The sequence below is a fragment of the Streptomyces ovatisporus genome (assembly GCF_042653885.1).
In the GTDB taxonomy this organism is placed as follows: Bacteria; Actinomycetota; Actinomycetes; order Streptomycetales; family Streptomycetaceae; genus Streptomyces; species Streptomyces ovatisporus.
Window position 1 is genome coordinate 304,213 of the sequence record NZ_JBHSFH010000013.1, and the last position, 19,705, is coordinate 323,917.

Consider the following 19,705-nt stretch of genomic DNA (forward strand, 5'->3'; position numbering starts at 1 on the left):
GGGCGTCTGTCAGTTCCGCTGATCGATCTGCCCGCGTGCGTAACGGCGGGTCCGCTCGTAACCGAGCAGGTGTCCCCGACCGTCCAACTGCACGCGGTAGGAGCCCATGACGCTGGTGGTCTCCGGCACACGCTCGACCTCGACCACTTCGACGTCGGCCGTCCAGCCTTCGTCGGTGGGTTTGACGGAGGAGACCGAACCGGGTTCGCACTGAAGGAGTTCAGCGAGCTGGCCGGCGGCCAGTCGCATCGCCTCGGCGATGGGGACACGGCCGTTCTGTGCGCCTGTGCTCCTGGCCTGCTTCTCTTCCTTACTCTTTCGACCGTCTTCATTGGTTTTGTCACCAGTTGTCGCCATGTCCTCACCTCTTTCCGTTCGGTTGGGCTATATACGTGTGTTCCGGATCTCGCCGTGAAAGGCGAGAGGTCTGGTTGGGTGCCCTTGGGGCGCGGACCTATGCGCAACGCTTGGCGCACATCACACTGCCCCGGGGTCACGTCTGGTCGTCGTAGACGGACGTCATGGGGCTCAACAGCCGCCGCAGGAAAGGGAGTTGGACGCCCGCGGGCCGACCCGGCGGACGCGCCCGTACGCGGCGCGGGGCAAGAGCTCCGAACGACGTGCCCCAGGCGGAGCCCCAGGTCAGACGGCGCTCTCGCGGACGACGAGCCGGTGCGGGACGGTGACTTGACGGGCCGGGAGATGACCCAGCCGCCCGTAGACACGGTCGGCGAGGCACTGCAGCGCGCGTTCGGCGATCTGGGGCTTGTCCGGTGAGACGGTGGCCAGGGACGGTACGCAGTAGCGTCCGTCCTCGATGTCGTCGAAGCCGATCACTGCGACGTCCGCCGGAACGCGCAGACCGTGATCGCTGATGGCGCGCATCGCGCCGAGCGCGAGTTCGTCGCTGAAGCAGAAGACGGCGTCCGGCACAGGCTCCGCGGCGAGCAGTTCACGCATCGCACGGACACCCTCGTCACGGTGGAGCGAGGCGACGGACTTCATCAGCGACGGTTCGACGGGCAGAGCCGCAGCGGTCAGGGCCTCCCGGTAACCCTGCGCGCGTTGCTCGGCCGTGCCGTTGGACAGCTGCGGCTGAAGACCGACGGCGGCGATCCGGCGACGGCCCAGCCCCGCCAGATGGGCGGTCGCTTCACCGGCGGCCGTGACGTTGTCGATGGCCACGTGGTCGGCAGTGCCGCCGGTCTCCTGCTCGCCGAGGACGACCAAGGGCATCGTGGCGCTGTGCCGGCCGAGCTCTTCGGGCGTCAGCGACCACGGGCTCATGATCATGCCGTCCACCGTGTGCCGCTCCGAGCCCTCCAGCAGACGGCGTTCACGCGCGGCCGTGCCGTCCGTACGGTCGATGAGCACGGTCCAGCCGCGGTCCTGCGCCGCGTCGATGAGCAGCTCCGCGATCTCGCCGAAGTAGGGGGAGCTGACCTCGGGGACCGCCAGGCCGATCAGACCCGTCCGGCCCTGGCGCAGATTCCGGGCCGCGAGGTTGGGGCGGTACTGGAGCTCGTCTATGGCGACCAGGACGCGTTCCCGCGTGGCGGGCGCCACAGCGGGTGCGTTGTTGACCACGTTGGAGACGGTCCGCACGGACACTCCGGCGCGGGCCGCCACGTCCTTGAGCTTCGCCGCCACCTGGAACCTTTCCTTCCGCCTGCCTCGTCCCGCGTCCCTCGTCACGGGCGGACCCGATCATCCCACGCCGCGCCCGGCTCGAAGAAAGTTTGTTCCATCCTGTTGCCACGATGCATGCAACGTTGCAAAGTGGCAGGTCGTGTGGCCGGCACCGGCAGCCGCATCGAGAGAGGAGAGCGACACAGTGACCACCGTGAGCACCCACCCGGCGGGTGGGAACCGGGCCGCGGAGACTCCGGGAACCGCCCGGAGCGAGGCCCCGCAGGTCGATTTCGCGACCGTCGGCAACGTCGTACGGGACCTTTACACCGACGGCGTCAGCGCATGTAAAGGGGCCTTCACCCCCCAGTGGGCGGACCGCATGCGCGAGGACATCGAGCACGCCTTCGCAGAAGCACGGCAACGGCCCGGCGGGGCCGTGGGGCGCGGCCCCGACCGCTACTACGTGGAGATACACCCCGAGCAGCTGCGCGGCTTCGTCGACCTCGTCGACCACCCGTGGGTGCGGGCGGTGTGCGAGGCCGTACTCGGCCCCGACTACTCGATCGTCGAGCTGGGCTTCGACATCCCCTTCGCCGGAGCGGTCAACCAGCCCTGGCACCGGGACTTCCCCATGCCGGACGTCACCCGTGAGCAGCGCCGGCTGAACTCCCTCGCCTTCAACCTGACCGGCGTCGACACCACCGAGGACATGGGTCCCTTCGAGATCGCGCCCGGCACGCAGTGGGACGCGGACGACGGTTTCGAGCACTCCATGTTCCCGCCCCGGGAGGACTACGCCCGCTACCGCGAACTCGGCGTACGCAAGTTTCCGCAGCGCGGCGACGTTTCCGTACGCTCGGCGCTGACCATCCACCGCGGCACCGCAAACCGCTCCGGTCTCTCCCGGCCGGTGCTCGTGCTCGGGGTGGACGCCCCCGGCGCGGGCAACGACGCCCATCACGACATGGCCGTCACCCGCGAGTACTGGGAGACCCTTCCGGAGCGCGTGCGCGCGCACCTGCACTGCCCGGTCGTCGACTCTCTCACCCCCATCACGCAGAAGCACACGATCGAGGGCCTGGTCATGGGCGACGCGGAGCCCGACTCCCCCGACGACGACGGCGCGGCAGGCACCGGTACGGCCGGCACCGCCCCCGAAGAGACCGCCGGCGGCGAGCGCTGAGTCCGTGACGCCGTGAACCACCGCAAGACGAAGGAAGTACCGCACGTGACCTCCCCCGCGCCAGGGCAGACCGCCGATTCCGCCGCACCCGTGAGGCAGCCTCCACTGCTCTACGCCGTCGCCGCGATCTCCGCCCTCGGAGGTCTGCTGTTCGGCTACGACACCGGCATCATCTCCAGCGCCCTGCTCGACCTGGGGCGTGACCTCCATCTCTCCTCACGGGCCCAGGAGATCGTGGTCAGCGCCATCCTCGTGGGCGCCATGGTGGGCGCGCCGGTCTCCGGGACGCTCGTCGCCCGCCACGGACGGAAGCCCGTCGTGACCGGCGTCGCCGTCTTCTTCGCCGTGGGCGCCGTGGCAGCGGCCGTCGCTCCCGGGACAGGCACGCTCATCGCCGCCCGTTTCGTCCTCGGGCTGGCCGTCGGTGCCGCTTCGAACACCGTCCCCGTCTACATCGCAGAGACCGCGCCCGCAGCGGTACGCGGCCGGCTCATGGTGCTCTTCCAGCTCATGGTCGCCATCGGTCAGCTGATCTCCTACCTCGTCGGATACGCCCTGGCCGGCCCCGGGGGCTGGCGGTGGATGTTCGCCCTCGCCGCCGTCCCCGCTGTGGTGCTCGCCGTCGGCATGCTGCCGTTGCCCGAGAGTCCCCGCTGGCTCGTCGGGAAGGGACGTACGGACGAGGCGGCCGCCGTCCTCACCAAGCTGCGCGTGCCCGGCTCGGACATCGGCGGCGAGATCGCCGAGATCGAGGAGGTCCGCACCCGGGAGAGCGGCGCGGGCTGGCGTGCGCTGCGCGGCAGCTGGGTGCGTCCGGCGCTGGTCGTCGCGCTGGGCATCGCCGCGTTCTCGCAGCTGACCGGCATCAACGCGATGGTCTACTACGCGCCGAAGCTGCTCACGGACGCCGGATTCGGGGACAGCACCGCGCTGCTCACGGGCGTCGGGATCGGCGTGATGCTCGTCCTCGCCGGTATCGCCGGCACGCTCCTCGTGGACCGGACGGGACGGCGCCGGCTGCTGCTGTGGCTGCTGCCCGGATCGGGGCTCGCCATGGCCGTACTCGCGCTGGCGTTCCTCGGCGCCGGGGGCTCGCAGGGACAGAAGTGGACGGTCATCCTCTCGCTGTTCGCCTACATCTTCCTGAACGGGGCGAGCATGCAGGCCGTCGTGTGGCTCATCGGCCCCGAGGTCCTGCCGCTGGCGGTGCGCGGGCCGGCCATGAGTCTGGCCACGACCGCCGTGTGGGGCTTCGACCTGGTCATCGCGCTGACCGCGCTGACGGCCGTGGACACGTTCGGTCGCACGGCCACCTTCATGGTCTACGCGCTGATGAACGCGGCCTGCTGGATCTTCGTGCTGCGACGCGTCCCCGAGACGCGGGGACGGACGCTCGAGGAGATCGAGAAGGCGCTGCGCAAACCCGCCGGCGGGAGGAAGGAGCGGGTGGACGCGTAGGGCCGGCTCTCCGGTCCCCTCCGGGTCAGCGGCGAGCCCGCGGCCGGGCCGCACGGCGGTGCGGTCCGGCCGCGCTCACTCCTTCACCGCACCCGTGAGCATTCCTTCGACGAAACGGCGCTGCAGCGCCAAGTAGACGACCACGACCGGCAGGGCGATGAGCACCGAGGCCGCCGCGAGCAGCGCCGTCTCGGAGGTGTTCCGGCCCTGGAAGAACGCGAGTCCGAGCGGGACCGTGCGGTGTGCCTCGTCGCTGACCATCACCAGCGCCATCAGGAACTCGTTCCACGTCCACATGAAGACGATGACGACCATGGTGGAGACGGCCGGGCGCCCCATCGGCACGAGGACGCGCCACAGCGTGCCCCAGCTGGACGCACCGTCGAGCCGGGCCGCCTCGATGACGGAGCTCGGCACGCTGCGGAAGTAGCCGCGCATCCAGAACACGCCGAAGGCGAGGGACTGGGCGGTCTGCGGCAGGATCAACGCCCAATAGGTGTCGGTCAGTTGCCAGTACCGCAGATCGAAGTACAGGGGTACGACGAGAGCTTCCTGCGGCAGCGTGAGGCCGAGCACGAAGGCGTAGAAGAGGAGGTTCGAACCGGGGAAGCGCATCACCCCGAAGGCATAGGCTGCCGGAAGCGCCAGCAGGGACGTCGTGAGGACGACCGCCACGGCGACCAGCACCGAGTTGGTGAGGTACGTGCCGAAGTGGCCGCGGGTCCAGGCGTCCGCGAAGTTCGCCCAGTTGAGGCCGTCGGGCAGGGAGAAGCCGGTGTTCGGGGAGGACTGCCGGCCGAAGGCGCTGGAGAGGATGCCGACGACGGGTGTGAGACTCACGGCGGCGAAGAGGACGAGAATGCCGTAGGTGACGGTGCGTTCGAGACGTCCGGTCATCGGTTCCGCCCTTCCACGAGGCGGGACACGGCGACGGTCAGCGTGAAGATCAGCAAGGTCAGCCCCATCCCCATGGCCGCGGCCGAGCCGACCTCGTTGGTCTCGAACGCCCGGTGGTACACCTCGTACGCGGGGACCGAGGTGGCGTTGCCGGGTCCGCCGCCGGTGGTGATGTAGATCAGGTCGAAGTTGCGCAGCCCCGCGATGATGGTCAGCGTCAACGCGACCGCGATCTCGGCGCGCAGCCCCGGCAGGGTGACGGCGAAGAACTCCCGGACGGGGCCGGCTCCGTCCATGCGTGCCGCCTCGTACAGCTCCCGCGGTATGCGCTGGGTGCCTGCCAGGAAGAGCACCACGCACAGGCCGGTCTCCACCCAGGTGCCGACCGCGCCGACGGCGGGGAGGGCCCAGGTGTAGTCACCCAGCCAGGATCTCGTCAGCGACTCCAGTCCGACGGCCGTCAGAGCGTCGTTGAGCAGTCCGTCCGGGGCGAGGATCGAACGCCAGGCCACACCGACGACGACCATCGCGAGCACCTGCGGCAGGAAGAGCACGGTACGGAAGAAGGTCGCCCCCCGGAGGCGGAACCGGGAGAGCGCCGAAGCCAGCAGCAGGCCGAGCGCCACGGGCAGGGCGGCGTAGAAGAGCAGCAGGAAGAGAGCGTGCAGGAAGGGCCCGCGCAGTGACGGGTCGGTCAACAGGCCCTTGTAGTTGTCGAGTCCCGCCCAGGTGGCCGCTGTCAGGCCGTCCCAGTGCAGCAGCGACAGCCACGCCGTCTGGCCGAGGGGGACGAGCAGGAACAGCCCGTAGAGGGCGAAGGCCGGCAGCACGTAGAGGTAGCCGACGGCGCGCGGCCTGCCCGGCGCCCGGCGGCGGTACCGCCCGGCCGCGCGGGCCGGTGCCTTCACGCGCACGCGCACACGCCCGCCGGGCCGGGACGGTTGCTTGCCGGGACGGTCTCCGGCGGGCACGGCGCTCACGGCTTCGGCTTCCTGCCGGTCTGCTTCTCCTGGAAGGCGGCGTAGGACCGCTGCATGCGGGTGGAGAGCTCCTCGGGTGTGATTCTTCCGTCGATGACGCCCTGGAGGTCGGCGGAGAGGGAGTCGTAGAAGGTGGGCGTGGTGTAGTCGAGATACGGGACGAGTCCGTCGTCGGCGTTCAACTGCCGCCAGCCGTCGACCATTTGAGCGTCGACGCTGCCTTCGGGCAGTCGGCGGGCCGCCTTGCCGGGAAGGGCGGGCAGCACGCCTTCCTCGGTCATCACGTCGGCTGCGTGCGCGCTGGTGATGAAGTCGAGGTAGGCGGCGGCCACTTCGGGGTGCCTGGCACGTGAGGTGACCGACCAGGCCAGCCCCTGTCCGCCCGTCGTGACCGGTGGCCTTCCCTCCTCGGCCGGTGGCGGCGGCATGAATCCGAGCTTGCCGCCCATGGACTTCTTCAGGTCCGCGAGCTGCCAGGTGCCGGTGATGAGGAAGGCGCCCTCGCCGTCGGCGAACTTCTTCGCCGCGTCGTCGTAACCCGTGCCGTTGGCGCCCCCGGGGATGTAGCCGCGCTTCTTCCAGTCGGCGAGCGTACGGGCGGCCTCCCGCGTCGGGTCGTTGTCGAAGCCCTTCCCACGTCCGAAGACGCTCTCCCGGGACTCTTCGGCTCCCCCTGCCTGGTTCTGGAGCACACCGAACGAGTGGATCGCCGGGTACTTGTCCAAGTTGCCGAACTGGACGGGCAGATGACCCTCGTCCTTGAGCTCGGGCAGGGCGTCGGTCAGGTCCTGCCAGGTCTCGGGCGGTTCGAGACCGGCGTCGTCGAGGACGTCCTTGTTGTAGTAGACGCCGATGTATTCGCCCGTCTGGGAGATGCCGTAGAGACGTCCCGTCCCGAAGTTGCGGGCGTCGGCCGAGACGCGGTTGAGGTTGAGCAGGGTGGCCGGGTAGCGGGTGTTCCAGGCGTAGATTCCCGCGTAGTCGTCGAGCGGGCGCAGCAGGCCGGCCTTCACGAAGGCGACCATGTCGGGGTAGCCCTGGTTGGCCTGGATGACGTCCGGCGGCTTGTTGCCGGATATGGCCAGCTTCAGGGTCGTCTTCAGGTCGGAGAAGCTGCGGGCCACGCGCTTGATGCGCACGTTGGGGTACTTCTCCTCGAACTCCCCGTTGAGGCGCTCCAGTTCCTCGTTCTGGCCGCCGCGGATCTCCTGGTCCCAGACCGTCAGCGTCGCCTTGCCGGCCTTCGCGGGATCGGGCACGGCACTCGCGGCGGCGCCCGACCCGCCGGCGCCGGGTGCGGCGGAGCCGTCCGTGCCGGGCACGCAGGCGCCTGCGAGGAGGGCGGTGGCGAGGGCGGCGGCGAGCGCCGCGGTCCGGCGGGCGGCCCGCAGGCCCCGCCGGCATGGCGGCGCCGTGGTTCCGCGGCCGAAGACACTCGCGCGGGCCGTCGGGCTCACAGAGCGCATGGGGTCTCCTCTCGGCGTCCCGCGGTGCGCGGGCCGCGCCTCGCCCGTGGCGGCCGTCTGTGCCGGGACGGAGGACGGTGTGTCAGGAACGGACTGTCGGTCGTGTGTCAGGTCGGTGTGTCAGGAGCGGCGGTCAGGACGGGCGGAATCCGATGGTGGGAGTGGCCCGGCGAAGGGCCGAGCCCCGGTCGGCGCCGGGCAGCAGACCGGACAGGAAGCCGTAGCGCCGCATCACGTCCTCGCTCTGCCCCCCGCAGCGGGTGGCGTACTGCCACCAGGCGGCGACCTCGGGCCAGCCGGGAGCGGACAGCGAGCCCCCGAAGTGCTGTACGGACAGGGCTGCCGTGAGATTGGCGAAGGCGAGCCGGTCCGCGAGGGGCCAGCCCGCGAGCGTCCCGCTGATGAATCCGGCGACGAAGACGTCGCCCGCACCGGTCGGGTCGAGCGCCTGGACGGGCAGCGCCGGCACGTCGGCGCTCTCGCCCGTGAGCGAGTCGACGGCGACCGCGCCGCCCGCACCCTTGGTGACCACGGCGATGGGGACGAGCTCGGCCAGCGCCCGTACCGCCTCCTCGGGGGAGCCGGTACGCGTGTAGTGCTGGGCTTCGGCGGCGTTGGGCAGGAACGCGTGGCAGTAGGAGAGGTCGGCGAGGGTGTCGGGGTCCCAGGCGCCCGTGTCGTCCCAGCCGACGTCGGCGAAGATCTTGCTGCCCTCTTCGTACGCGTCACGCGCCCAGTTCTCCATGCGGCCGGGCGTCAGCGCGGTGAAGCAGGCGCGGGAGCGCGGACGCTGGGCGACGCTCACGCAGGGTGCCGGTGCTTCGTGGCCGTGCGAGACCATCGTCCGCTCGCCCTCGTAGGCCATGGAGACCGTCACCGGCGAGTGCCAGCCGGGGGCGCGGTGGGAGGGCGCGAGGTCGATGCCCTCGTTGTCGGCCAGGGACTCCCAGCAGTAGTCGCCGTACACGTCGTCGCCGAACGCCGCGGCGAGCGAGGTGCGCAGCCCGAGGCGGCGCAGCGCGGTGGCCATGTTGGCGACGCCGCCGGGGCTGGAGCCCATGCCGCGCGCCCAGGACTCGGTGCCGCGCACAGGGGCGTGGTCGAGCCCCGTGAAGACGATGTCGAGGAAGACGGTGCCGGTGAGGAAGACGTCCTGCTCCGGGCCGCCGTCGTCGCGCAGCGCCGCCAGCGGGTCCAGGGCCGCCGGCGTCGGCGCGGGCTGTGCGCTCCCGGTCGTACTCACTGCTCTTCCCGCCCCTCGTGCCGACTTGCCGCCGCGACGCCCGGGAGTTCCCGGAGCTCCCGGAGCTCCCGGAGCTCCCGGAGCTCCCGGAGCTCCCGGAGAGGGGTTCTCCGCCGCTCCCGGCGTCACGTGTTGAGCGGTACCTTGCACGTCAGACCCTGAAAGTGCAAGAGGCCGGTCACACTCGCGCATAGTCGCTCACGCGCGCTACATTGCCGTGCATGTTGCGTGAGCACCGGCACGAACAGCTGCTGCGGCTCCTCCGCGAGGAGGGTGTGCTGCCCGTCGGGCAGATCGCCGAACGCCTCGACATCAGCGAGGCCACCGCGCGCCGCGACCTGAACGACCTCGGCAGGGCGGGCAGGCTGACGCGGGTCTACGGCGGCGCGGTGGCCCGGCAGCCCGCCGAGCGGCCCTTCGAGGAGGAGGCCGTCGACGATCTCGCGGACAAGGAGGCCGTCGCGCGCCGTGCCGCCGCCACGGTCGAGGACGGCGAGGTGGTGCTGCTCGACATCGGCACCACCACACTTCAGCTCGCCCGTCAGCTCCACGGACGGGAGATCACCGTGGCGACCAGCAACCTTGCCGTCTACGAGGAACTGCGCGACGACCCCGACGTCTCCCTCGTTCTCCTCGGCGGGCAGGTACGCCGCAACTACCGCTCTCTCGTAGGTCACTTGACCGAGGCGAGCCTGCGGAGCCTCTACGCCGACCGGCTCTTCCTCGGCACCAGCGGCGTACTCCCGGACGGCCGCGTCCTCGACACCACGGACGTCGAAGTGCCCGTGAAGAAGGCCATGCTGGGCTCCGCCCGGCAGGTGGTGCTGCTCGCCACCGCACGGAAGTTCCCCGGCAAGGGGACGGCCCGTATCTGCGGGCCGCAGGACATCGACGTACTGATCACGGGTCAGGCGTCCGACCCCGGCACCCTCGCGGTCTTCCGCGAAGCCGGAGTGGAGGTAGCTGTGGAGGTGGCCGGGCCATGAGGCTGACCGTGCTGGGCGGTGGCGGATTCCGTGTACCGCTGGTCCACCGGGCCTTGCTGGAGGACACCGGCGACCCGGCCGGACGCGTCACCGAACTCGTCCTCCACGACACCGGACAGGCCCGGCTGGACGCCGTACAGGCCGTCCTCGCCCACCAGTCGGAGCAGCACGCGGCACGGCGGGACGGGTCCGGCCGGCGTCCGGACGGCTCGCCGCCGCTGGCCGTACGTGCCACCACCGACCTCGACGAGGCCCTGCGCGGCGCGGACTTCGTCTTCTCCGCCATCAGGGTCGGCGGGCTGGAGGGCCGGACGCGCGACGAACGCATTCCCCTCGCCGAGGGTGTGCTGGGGCAGGAGACGGTGGGCGCGGGCGGCGTCCTCTACGGCCTGCGCACGCTCCCCGTGGCGGTGCGCATCGCGGAGCGTGTCGCCGAAGTCGCCCCCGACGCCTGGATCGTCAACTTCACCAACCCCGCCGGGATGGTCACCGAGGCGATGAACAGGACCTTCCGCCAACGGGGCCTGGGCGAGAAGGTGATCGGCATCTGCGACTCCCCCGTCGGGCTGTGCCGCCGCACCGCCCGCGCCGCCGGGGTGGACCCGGACCGGGCCGACTACGACTACGTGGGCCTGAACCATCTGGGCTGGCTGCGCCGCGTCGTCGTGGACGGACGGGACCGGCTCCCCGGACTCCTCGCGGACGGGGACCGGTCGACGTCCTTCGAGGAGGGCAGACTCTTCGGCGCCGAGTGGCTGCGCACCCTGGGTGCGGTGCCCAACGAGTATCTGCACTACTACTACTTCAACCGGGAGGCGGTGGCCGCGATGCGGGACGCGGAGGCCACCCGGGGTGAGTTCCTGCGGCAGCAGCAGGCCCGCTTCTACGAGGTGTCGCGGCGCTCGGCTTCGCCCGCCGAGGCGTACGCGGCCTGGGAAAGCACCAGGCGGGAGCGCGAGGAGACGTACATGGCCGAGAGCCGCGAGGCCACGGGCGGCTGGCAGCGCGACAGCTGCGACCTGGAAGGCGGCGGCTACGACCGTGTCGCGCTCGCCCTGATGCGGGCGATCTCGCGCAACGAGCGCACGAAGCTGATCCTCAACGTGCCCAGCCGCGGGGCCGTTCCGGGCATGGACGAGGACGCCGTGGTGGAGGTGCCCTGCCTGGTCGACGCGGGCGGCGCCCGGCCGCTGTCGGCCGGGGCCGTGGCCCCGGACCAGCTCGGGCTGATGCTCTCCGTCAAGGCTGTGGAGCGGTCGGCGATCGAGGCGGCGGCGGACGGTTCACGCCGCGCGGCGGTGAGGGCGCTCGCCCTGCACCCGCTGGTGGATTCCGTACGGGTCGCGGAACGCATCCTGGACGCGGACGGCTTCTGACCGTGTCCGGCGGCCCCCCGATCGGTGCGGGCGGACCCGAACCGGCGGCTACTCAGCCGCTGTTGCGGAAGACGAGCAGATAGCGCCAGAAGAGCAGTCTGCGGATGCGGCAGCCGGGCAGCAGGACGGCAGCCTCACGGCGGATCTGCGGCAGCGTCAGTTCCGGCCGCCGGATGGGGGCCGTGACGCGCCCGGCGCCGGACGGGCCGCTGGCGCCCGGTGCAGGCCCGAGCCGCTCCCGCACGGCGACGGCAAGCCGGGTCACGGCGTTGACGGGTACGGCCGCCAGGCTCCAGGCCCGGTCCGGCCAGGTCGTCTCCGGGTAGCAGCCCAGGATCACCAGGACCCCGCCGGGCGCGAGGGCGTCACGCAGCGCGGCGACCGTGGAGAACGACACGTGGTGGATGCTCGCGAGGCACGAGATGAAGTCATAGTGCCGCGGGGGCAGTTCGAGCGCCGTGACATCGGCCTGGCGGTAACGCGGAGCGGGGAGGCCCGGGTTGCGGGCCGACAGGGCGCGGGCGTGGGCGATCACCTCTTCGGATGTGTCGACCGCGTCGACGTCCAGACCCAGCCGTGCGAGCCGCCGCGCCAACCGGCCGGTCCCGCACCCGACGTCCAGGGCGGCACCGCTCCCGCCCGGTACCTGGCGCAGCAGCAGCCGGTGGTAGTGGTCGTTGTGGTCGAAGGGCATGAGGCCGACCCTCGCACACGGACGCCCGGGCCGGCGGTGAAGCTGCCGTACGGCCCGGGCGGTGCGGGCGAGTTGCTCAGCTGCCCCGCGCGGGTTCACCGAGCGCCACGCCCGCGTGAGGTCCGGCTCGCCGCGACGGGCACGGCTCACCAAGCTCCATCAGCCCCTGGACTTCCCGCAGTCGGCGCTCCGCCCTTCCCGCCGGAGACAGGCGCGCCGTCGGCGGACGTCCGGCATCAGGCCCGGGGAAAGGCGTTGAGCAGCGGCTCGCCCGCGGCGTAGCGGCGGACCTGCTCGACGATCAGACGTTCGGCGCGCGGACGGAACGCCGCGGAACCGCCCGCCACATGCGGCGTGATCAGCGCACCGGGACACTGCCACAACGGGTGGTCCGCGGGGAGCGGTTCGGGATCGGTGACATCGAGTGCGGCCCGCAGGCGACCCGCCCGCAGTTGTGCGACCAGTGCCTGCGTGTCGAGCGTACGTCCTCGGCCCACGTTGACGACGAGCGCGCCGTCAGGCAGCGCAGCCAGCTCTGCCTCGCCCAACAGCCCCTCGGTGGCGGGGGTTTCGGGCAGCACGAGCACCGCGATCCCGACGTCGGGAAGCAGCTTCGGCAGATCGGTGACGGCGTGCACGTCCTCCTCCGGACGGGCCCTGCGAGCGACGCGCACCACCTCCGCCTCGCACGCCAGCAGCCGCCGTTCGAGAGCCGCGCCTATCGATCCGTAACCGATCACGGCGACTCGGCAGTCGGCGAGGGAGCGGGTGAAATGCGGTTCCCAGCGGCCCTGTCGCTGATCCTCGGCCCATCGCGGGAGATCGCGCTGCGCGGCGAGGATCAGACCGAGGGCATGTTCGGCGGTGCTGGCGTCGTGCAGCCCCCGCCCGTTGTGCAGGCTCGTTCCCCCGGGCAGCAGCGGCAGCACCTTCTCCACACCGGCGCTGAGCGACTGCACGGCGCGGAGGCCGCGGAACCGCGGAAGCAGGCGTTCGACGCCCGGAACCGCGTAGGGCATCACCCAGAAGCCGGCCGACTCCAGCACTTGCGGGGGCAGTTCGTCCTCGGGCGTGAGTCCGTCCCACACGTGGACGCGCACGCCGGACGGCCAGGGCCCGTGCCTCTCGTCGAGGTCGCCCCAGGGCAGGAGCACGTCGAGAGCGGAGGCGGAACCGGGGTTCGCGTGGGTCTCGGGCATCGGTGCGCGGCCTCTCATTCGTTCTCGGTACACGGCGGACGGGCGGACGGGCGTGAGCGGTCTGTGGGGTCGGCCACGCCCGCAACTGTTGACCCACCGGGCACACACTCGTAACGTCCTTCCCGCCCAGTGAAACACTTTCCATCTCACGGAAAAAGGGGGGTCGGGAATGACAGGGTCGTCTTCATCCCGCCTCGGCGGCGGGGGCTTCTGGTCCTCGACCCGAGCCCGTTATCTGATGCCGATCGCGTTCGTCACCTACTCGCTCGCCTACCTCGACAGGTCCAACTACGCGATCGCCTCGGCGGGCGGCATGGCCGAGGAGCTGAACCTCTCGGCGGGGACCGACTCGCTCATCGCCGCCTCCTTCTTCCTCGGCTACTTCTTCTTCCAGATCCCGGGAACGATCTACGCCGAGCAGCGCAGCATCCGCCGGCTGGTCGCGGGATCGACGATCGCCTGGGGCCTGCTCGCCACGGCGCAGGGCCTGCTCAGCAGCCCGGAACAGCTCATCCCGGTGCGCTTCGCGCTCGGCGTCGTCGAGGGCGCGGTGCTGCCGTCGTTGGTGGTGCTGCTGAGCCGCTGGTTCACCAAGGGCGAGCGCGGTCGCGCCAACTCCCTGCTGATCCTGGGCAATCCGATCACCGTGATGTGGCTGTCGGTGCTCTCGGGATGGCTGATCGAGGTGTCGGACTGGCGGATGATGTTCGTCATCGAGGGGCTGCCCTCGGTCGTCTGGGGTCTGGTGTGCCTGCGGGTCATCAAGGACCGTCCGGGCGAGGCCCGTTGGCTCCCCCGGGCGGAGCACGACAAACTGCGCGCGGATCTCGCCGCCGAGCAGCGTGCCGCCACCGCCGCCCCCGGTTCGGCCCTGACCGCCGCCGACGTGAAGGCCGGTACGCCCCGCTCCCCCGGCGAGGAGACCGGCCCCGGCGCCCGGGCGACCACCGCGGACGCACCTCGGGCGACGGCAGGCGACTACGCCAGGGTGCTGCGCTCCAGGCCCGTCGTCGTCCTCGCCACGCAGTACTTCTTCTGGTCGTTCGGCATGTACGGCTTCGTCTTCTGGCTGCCCTCCATCGTCAAGCAGGGCTCCGGCGAAGGCATCGGCGCGACCGGGCTGCTCTCCGCCATCCCGTACGCCTTCGCCGTCGTGGCCATGATGCTCAACTCCCGTGTCTCCGACCGCACCATGCGCCGCCGCATCGCGGTGTGGCCGTGGCTGAGCGCGGGTGCCCTGGCGCTGTACGCCTCGTATCTGGCCGGTTCGAACTTCCCGCTGGCGATGACGCTCCTCGTCGTCGCGGGCCTGTGCATGTACGCGCCCTACGGCCCGTACTTCGCGCTCGTCTCCGAACTGGCCCCGGCCGGGGTGGCCGGCGCCGCCGTGGCGGCGGTCAACTCCTTCGGTGCGCTGGGCTCGTTCGCCGGCACCTATCTCGTGGGCTGGGTCCGTGGCACGGATCTCGGCGACGCCGGAGCCTTCGGGTTCATGGCCGGGTGCACGCTGCTCTCCTCGGCGCTCATGTTCGGCGTGAAGGAACCGCGGGCGGCAGTCGCCGCCGCCGGTACGGTGAGCGTTGACCAGCCCGCACCTGCGGCCGGCAACCGACACGGCTGACGTGCCGCGCACGATCATCGAGGGAGCACCGACGGTGACCGCACCGCCCGGCGACGACATGCTGAGCCGGGGTCTGCGCCTGCTGACCGTACTGGCCGACAACCCTTCGGGCCTGGGTGTCAGCGCCGCGGCGCGCATCGCCGGGCTGCCCGTCAGCAGCGCGCACCGCCTGCTGGGACGCCTGGCCTCCGAACGGTTCGTCGCCTACGACGAGGACACCCGCCGCTACGCGTTGGGCGTGCGGGTGCTGGAGTTCTCCCGGGGCTTCCAGCGCTCCCCCGCCGGCTACTCCGCCGCCGCCGACCCGATGCGGCGGCTGGCCGCCCGTACGGGACTGCCGGCGATCGCGGGGATCCTGGACGGCGACGAGGTGCTGCTCGTGCTGAGCGTCCAGGGCAGCCAGCATCTTCAGCTGCGCAGTGCCGAAGGCACCCGCAACCCGTGGCACGCGACCTCCATGGGCAAGGCCCTGGTCTCGACCCTGCCGCCCGCCGAGATCGAGACCCTCCTCGCGGGTGAGCTGGCCCCCACCACCTCCCGCACCCTCACGGACCCGGAGGTGCTGCGCGGGGAGGTGGCGCGCGTACGGGCGCGCGGCTGGGCCGAGGTCGACGAGGAGAACGAGGTCGGCGTCCGCTCCGTCGCCGCCGCCGTGCCCCACGCCGACGGCTCGCGCAGGCCGCGGATGGCGGTCTCCCTCGGGGCTGCCGTCGTCCTCACCTCCAGGGAGGAACTGCACGCGTACGTACCGGCGTTGCTGGCCTGCACGGAGGAGATCGCCTCCCTGCTGGCGTGACGCCCGCCGCATCCTCGCGGGCTCCGCGCGCCTCACCACTCCTTCGCGTGATCGTCCGCCGTCCCGGGTCGATCAATGTGCGCGCGGGTAGGGAGGGGGTGCAATCGGAAGCGAGCGGCCGGGGAGGGTCGCGGGGGAGGAGAACTGTGCGTACGGGCATCAAGACCCTGACCTTCGTCGTCGGCACCGGCCGAAGCGGCTCCACGGCGCTGTCCGGGGTGCTCCGGCTGCATCCGGACGTACTCAGCCTCAACGAGCTGTACTCGTGTATCGACGGCCCGCCGGCCCTGAGCCGGCAGCCGCTCACGGGGCGGGAGTTCTGGCGGTGCCTCAGGGAACCCATGGAGGTCTTCGACCGTATGGTCCGCAGCGGCACGCCGCTGCCGGAGTTCCTCTACAACCGCCACCCCGAGTGGCGTTACTCGGCGGAGACGACCGGCATCCCCGCCGTCAGCATGATGGCGCTGCCGCACCTGACCGACGACCCCGACGCGCTCCTCGACGCGCTGGAACCCGAGGTGACGGCCTGGCCCGAGCGCCCCGCGCCCCAGCAGTGGGAGGCGTTCTTCGGTGCACTGGCGGCCCGGATCGGGGGACGGGAGGCCGCCGTCGAACGCTCCGGCTACTCGCTGCACCGGGTGGAACTGCTGCACCAGCTCTTCCCCCACGCCCGCTTCGTGCACCTCTTCCGGGACGGCCCCGACTGCGCCCTGTCCATGAGCCGCCACAACGGCTACCGGATGATCGCCCTGCTGCGGGACATCCATCGCCGCACGGGCGCCGGCTGGGCCGGGTCGCCCGACGAGCTGACGGAGGAACAGCGCAAAGAACTCCCCGAGGATCTGCTGCAGTTGCTCGAACCGAAGTACGACCCGGCTCTCGTCCTCGACCGCCCGATGCCCGTACCGGAGTTCGGCACGCTGTGGTCGGAGCTCGTCTGCGAAGGTCTCGGGCAGCTTGCCGCCGTACCCGCGGAGCAGCGCATGACTCTCAGCTACGAGAAGCTCCTCGACGCGCCCCGCCAGGAGCTGGCCCGGCTGGCCGACTTCGTCGGCGTCCAGCCGTTCGCCGAGTGGCTGGAGGAGGGCGACCAGATCATCGACGGCACCGGCCGGCGGGGGTCCGCGCTGCGGCTTCCCGGGGACGAACTCGCGGCGCTGCGCGAGAACTGCGCGCCGGGGGAAGAGGCGTTGCTGTCGGCCGGGGCCCGCACGGCCCGCTGACGGCCCGCCCCGGCGGGGTGCTCCCGACGGCCCGGCCTGCCACCGCCGGTGCTGGGGACGACGGCGCGGTCCCGCGCCGGAAACGTCCGCGGCCCGCGGCCGGTGCATTCGGCGGGGGGGGCCGCACGCGGTCGGCTGGCCGGCTGGCCGGCTGGTCGGCCAAGGGGGCCGTTTCCCGGCCCCGGGCCCGGGTACTTGCGCCGTGCATTCGCAGCGTGCCCGTACCCGTGACCGTGCCCGTCAGGTCGTACGGACGTGGGACGGCCGACCGTCGGCGGAAGAGGAGATCCATGGCTGAGAAGGATCAGGCCGGGAGGAAGGGCCAGGGAACGACGCGCCGCGCCGACCCCGCGGACCGGGGCCCCGGCGCCCACTCCGGGCAGGAGCAGCAGGCCCGGCCGCACGTGGTTCCCGGCGTCGCCAGCGGTTCGGAGGGCTACTCCCCCGGAGGCACCGGCGCGGGTGATCCGCTTCAGGGCGTACGGGCCGACGAGAACGGCGAGCGGGAAGCCGACGACGAGGCGTCGACCGGCCGGGACAGCGGGGACCGGACCGGGGCCGAGGGCGAGGGCGAGGGCGACGGCGACGGCGACAGCAAGGCCGAGGACTGAGCGAGCGACTGGAGGGGCCGGGCCTCGGGCTGAGATGGCCCGCTCCCCCGGGGCCCCGCGTCCCCACGTGCCTCCCGTCCCCACGGGGCCCGGGTGCGTACCGGGGCGCCGCGTAAGCTGCTGACGGCGGGCCCGGCCGCGGCGCACCGGTGCTCCGCGTTCAGGTCACCGAGTTCGCCGGGGGTTCGAGGCGACCTTCCGGGTCCGGCAGGAGCAGAGTGAGAGCACACGACCCGGCCCTCGGCCGCCCGCCCGGAGCAGGCCGCTACAGGCCCCTCGCCGCTGTGCTCGCCGCGATGGGGGTGGCGCTGACCGGCACCCGCATCTCGGTCATCGCCCTGCCGTGGTTCGTGCTCGTCACGACCGGAAGCGCCACGCAGACGGGCCTGATGGCCTTCTGCGAGATGGCTCCGTATGTGGCGGTCAAGGCGTTCGCCGGTCCGCTGGTGGACAGGACAGGTCCCCGCGTCATCTCCTGGTCGACCGACGTGGTCAGTGCCGCGACCGCATTCTCCATCCCCCTGCTCCACAGCCTGGACAGGCTCTCCTTCTGGCTGCTGTTGCCTCTCGTCGCGCTGATCGGCGCAGCCCGGGGCCCCGGCGATCTCGCGAAGGAGATCATGATCCCGGAGGCGGCCGAACGCGCCCACGTGCCGCTGGAGCGGGCGACCGGGCTCTCCGGCGTCACCGAACGGCTCGCCTCGACGGTCGGCCCGGCGGCAGGCGGCTCGCTCGTGGCGCTGCTCGGCCCGATGGCGGGCCTCGTCGTCATCGGGGTGTGCTTCGCATCGGGGTCGGCAGTCATCGCACTGGCGCTCCCCCGCGGCATGGGAGTCCCAGCCGCACCCGGCCCCGGCGACCGGCAGCCCGGTTACTGGACGCGCTTCGGCCAGGGCTTCCGGTTCCTGCGGGGCGAGCCGCTGCTGCTCACCGTCATCGTCATGGTCGGGATCACCAACCTGCTGGACGCGGCGTTCGCCACGGTGCTGATGCCGGTCTGGGCGAAGGAGTCCGGGAACGGTCCGAGCGCGATCGGGCTGAACAGCAGCGTCATGGGGATCGCAGCCGTCGGCGGAAGCCTCATCGCCGCGGCGGTGGCTCACCGTCTCCGGCGCCGTCTGGTCTTCTTCGCCGGTTTCCTGCTCGCGGGAGCGCCGAGATTCCTCGTCCTGGCGGCGGACGTGCCGGGATGGGCGGTGCTGACGGTGTTCGCCGTCGCGGGGTTCGGCGCGGGCTTCCTCAATCCCATCCTCGGGGCGATCGCCTTCGAGCGAGTGCCGCGTCGACTGCTGGGCCGCGTCAACGCGTTGGGCGATTCGGTGGCCTGGAGCGGCATACCCCTCGGCGGGATGGCCGCCGGAGCGGCAGTGGCCTCCTTCGGGCTCGTACCGGCCCTGGTGGCCGGTGGCGTCGTGTACTTCCTGACCACCAGCCTCGCCGGACTGCGCCCCGAATGGCGGCAGATGGACCGGCTGCGCGCCAAGTCCGTGCCGCAGCAGACGGTTTCGCCGCCCGGGGTGCCGCAGGGCGCACCGGATCCGGCCACGCGCACCGCACCCGAGCCGTAAGGACTCTCCGACACGTCGCCTGACGGGTTCGTGGGCCCCGCGTACTGCCGACGAATATCCGGCTCGGGCCGGCCGGGCCTGTCCGGCGGATCGTGCCGGACAGGCCGTGGTCCTGGAACGTCTCAGAGCTTGAGCATGAAGGTGAAGCCGGCGGAGGTCTTGCCGTTCAGCCGGTCCGCCGAAACGAGCCTCCCCTCGGTGATCAGTCGCCCGACCTCGGCTCGCGAAAGACCTAACCCTGTCGCGATCAGCCGGACGGGCCGGACGGGGATGCGCGCCGCGAAGCGGACCGAGACGTCGAGGACCTCGCCGTCCACGGGCTCCGGCCCGCCGGTGTCGAGGCGCCAGGCGTCGGCCCAGTCGAGGGCGATGCGATTACGGCGCCGCACCCCCGGGTCCTGGAGCAGTTCCGCTGTCAGGCCGGGGTCGTTGTCATGCAGCCGGTCCAGCAGCTCCGGGCGCAGGGAGCGGACGTGTACCCGCTCCAGGACAGTGAGTTTCGTGGTCTCCCCGCAAGCGGTACAGAGCGCGAGGAGCCAGGCGTCGAGGACCTTGTGGCTTGCGTTGACGCGAAATCTGCCGCTTGCCCGGAAGCGCTCGGACGAGCACGCGTGGCAACGGCGGACGATGAGAGGAAGGCAGGTGGGCACGACCACCCAGGTGCTGAGCACAGGTGTACACCAGTCCGGTGAGAAAGACCGCAGCGAAAAGGGGCGCGGCGCACAGCGGCGACGCGCGACGAATCAGCGCTCGGGGTGTCTCACGCGGTGTA

The 19,705-nt window shown here is 71.7% G+C and carries 18 protein-coding genes; 9 read left to right on the forward strand and 9 right to left on the reverse strand.

Translation table 11 applies throughout. The features are described 5' to 3' along the window. Positions 1–9 precede the first annotated feature (9 nt). Together ACFPA8_RS22695 and ACFPA8_RS22700 are read right to left on the reverse strand one after the other, a co-directional pair. Positions 10–357, reverse strand: a complete 348-nt coding sequence (locus tag ACFPA8_RS22695; RefSeq protein WP_386451273.1) for a gas vesicle protein GvpO — start codon at positions 355–357, stop codon at positions 10–12. A gap of 285 nt (positions 358–642) precedes the next feature. Continuing rightward, positions 643–1,650 carry a LacI family DNA-binding transcriptional regulator gene (locus ACFPA8_RS22700; RefSeq protein ID WP_386451274.1) on the reverse strand — a complete coding sequence of 336 codons (1,008 nt, stop codon included), beginning with the start codon at positions 1,648–1,650 and terminating at the stop codon, positions 643–645. A 184-nt stretch (positions 1,651–1,834) separates the two neighbouring features. Between ACFPA8_RS22700 and ACFPA8_RS22705 the strand changes: the two genes are divergently transcribed. Together ACFPA8_RS22705 and ACFPA8_RS22710 are read left to right on the forward strand one after the other, a co-directional pair. After that, positions 1,835–2,815 carry a phytanoyl-CoA dioxygenase family protein gene (locus ACFPA8_RS22705; RefSeq protein ID WP_386451275.1) on the forward strand — a complete coding sequence of 327 codons (981 nt, stop codon included), beginning with the start codon at positions 1,835–1,837 and terminating at the stop codon, positions 2,813–2,815. A gap of 45 nt (positions 2,816–2,860) precedes the next feature. Continuing rightward, positions 2,861–4,273 (forward strand): sugar porter family MFS transporter, encoded by a 1,413-nt coding sequence (locus ACFPA8_RS22710; RefSeq protein WP_386451276.1) that lies wholly within the window; start codon positions 2,861–2,863, stop codon positions 4,271–4,273. 75 nt (positions 4,274–4,348) lie between these two features. Here ACFPA8_RS22710 and ACFPA8_RS22715 read toward each other — a convergent pair whose 3' ends face one another. From ACFPA8_RS22715 to ACFPA8_RS22730, 4 genes are all read right to left on the reverse strand, one after another. Further along, positions 4,349–5,170, reverse strand: a complete 822-nt coding sequence (locus ACFPA8_RS22715; RefSeq protein WP_386451277.1) for a carbohydrate ABC transporter permease — start codon at positions 5,168–5,170, stop codon at positions 4,349–4,351. Further along, positions 5,167–6,078: a carbohydrate ABC transporter permease gene (locus tag ACFPA8_RS22720; protein WP_386451512.1), complete on the reverse strand. Its 912-nt coding sequence runs from the start codon at positions 6,076–6,078 to the stop codon at positions 5,167–5,169. The genes ACFPA8_RS22715 and ACFPA8_RS22720 overlap by 4 nt, the downstream gene beginning before the upstream one ends. Before the next feature lie 68 nt (positions 6,079–6,146). Then, entirely contained in the window at positions 6,147–7,616 is a 1,470-nt protein-coding gene (locus ACFPA8_RS22725) for an extracellular solute-binding protein (RefSeq protein ID WP_386451278.1), read from the reverse strand. Positions 7,617–7,749: 133 nt separating this feature from the next. Further along, complete coding sequence (locus tag ACFPA8_RS22730) at positions 7,750–8,859, reverse strand: carbohydrate kinase family protein (RefSeq protein WP_386451279.1); 1,110 nt, start codon at positions 8,857–8,859, stop codon at positions 7,750–7,752. A 221-nt stretch (positions 8,860–9,080) separates the two neighbouring features. Here ACFPA8_RS22730 and ACFPA8_RS22735 point away from each other — a divergent pair, with 221 nt between their 5' ends. Both ACFPA8_RS22735 and ACFPA8_RS22740 read left to right on the forward strand, forming a co-directional pair. Then, positions 9,081–9,845 (forward strand): DeoR/GlpR family DNA-binding transcription regulator, encoded by a 765-nt coding sequence (locus tag ACFPA8_RS22735; protein ID WP_386451280.1) that lies wholly within the window; start codon positions 9,081–9,083, stop codon positions 9,843–9,845. Further along, complete coding sequence (locus ACFPA8_RS22740; RefSeq protein WP_386451281.1) at positions 9,842–11,221, forward strand: 6-phospho-beta-glucosidase; 1,380 nt, start codon at positions 9,842–9,844, stop codon at positions 11,219–11,221. Before ACFPA8_RS22735 ends, ACFPA8_RS22740 begins: the two co-directional genes overlap by 4 nt. Before the next feature lie 52 nt (positions 11,222–11,273). Here ACFPA8_RS22740 and ACFPA8_RS22745 read toward each other — a convergent pair whose 3' ends face one another. Then, positions 11,274–11,915, reverse strand: a complete 642-nt coding sequence (locus tag ACFPA8_RS22745; RefSeq protein WP_386451282.1) for a class I SAM-dependent methyltransferase — start codon at positions 11,913–11,915, stop codon at positions 11,274–11,276. Positions 11,916–12,151: 236 nt separating this feature from the next. Further along, positions 12,152–13,114, reverse strand: a complete 963-nt coding sequence (locus tag ACFPA8_RS22750; protein ID WP_386451284.1) for a 2-hydroxyacid dehydrogenase — start codon at positions 13,112–13,114, stop codon at positions 12,152–12,154. A 169-nt stretch (positions 13,115–13,283) separates the two neighbouring features. Between ACFPA8_RS22750 and ACFPA8_RS22755 the strand changes: the two genes are divergently transcribed. The 5 genes from ACFPA8_RS22755 (at position 13,284) to ACFPA8_RS22775 (ending at position 18,933) form a co-directional block, all read left to right on the forward strand. Beyond that, complete coding sequence (locus ACFPA8_RS22755) at positions 13,284–14,735, forward strand: MFS transporter (protein WP_386451286.1); 1,452 nt, start codon at positions 13,284–13,286, stop codon at positions 14,733–14,735. Between the two features lie 34 nt (positions 14,736–14,769). Then, positions 14,770–15,531 (forward strand): IclR family transcriptional regulator, encoded by a 762-nt coding sequence (locus ACFPA8_RS22760; protein WP_386451288.1) that lies wholly within the window; start codon positions 14,770–14,772, stop codon positions 15,529–15,531. A 146-nt stretch (positions 15,532–15,677) separates the two neighbouring features. Further along, a complete protein-coding gene (locus tag ACFPA8_RS22765; RefSeq protein ID WP_386451290.1) occupies positions 15,678–16,754 on the forward strand; it encodes a sulfotransferase in 1,077 nt (358 codons plus the stop codon). Positions 16,755–17,044: 290 nt separating this feature from the next. Next, a complete protein-coding gene (locus ACFPA8_RS22770) occupies positions 17,045–17,365 on the forward strand; it encodes a hypothetical protein (protein WP_386451292.1) in 321 nt (106 codons plus the stop codon). Between the two features lie 218 nt (positions 17,366–17,583). Beyond that, on the forward strand, positions 17,584–18,933 hold the full coding sequence (locus tag ACFPA8_RS22775; protein WP_386451293.1) for an MFS transporter: 1,350 nt from the start codon (positions 17,584–17,586) through the stop codon (positions 18,931–18,933). A 122-nt stretch (positions 18,934–19,055) separates the two neighbouring features. Here ACFPA8_RS22775 and ACFPA8_RS22780 read toward each other — a convergent pair whose 3' ends face one another. Next, positions 19,056–19,604 carry a DUF1062 domain-containing protein gene (locus ACFPA8_RS22780; RefSeq protein WP_386451295.1) on the reverse strand — a complete coding sequence of 183 codons (549 nt, stop codon included), beginning with the start codon at positions 19,602–19,604 and terminating at the stop codon, positions 19,056–19,058. Between the last annotated feature and the right edge of the window lie 101 nt (positions 19,605–19,705).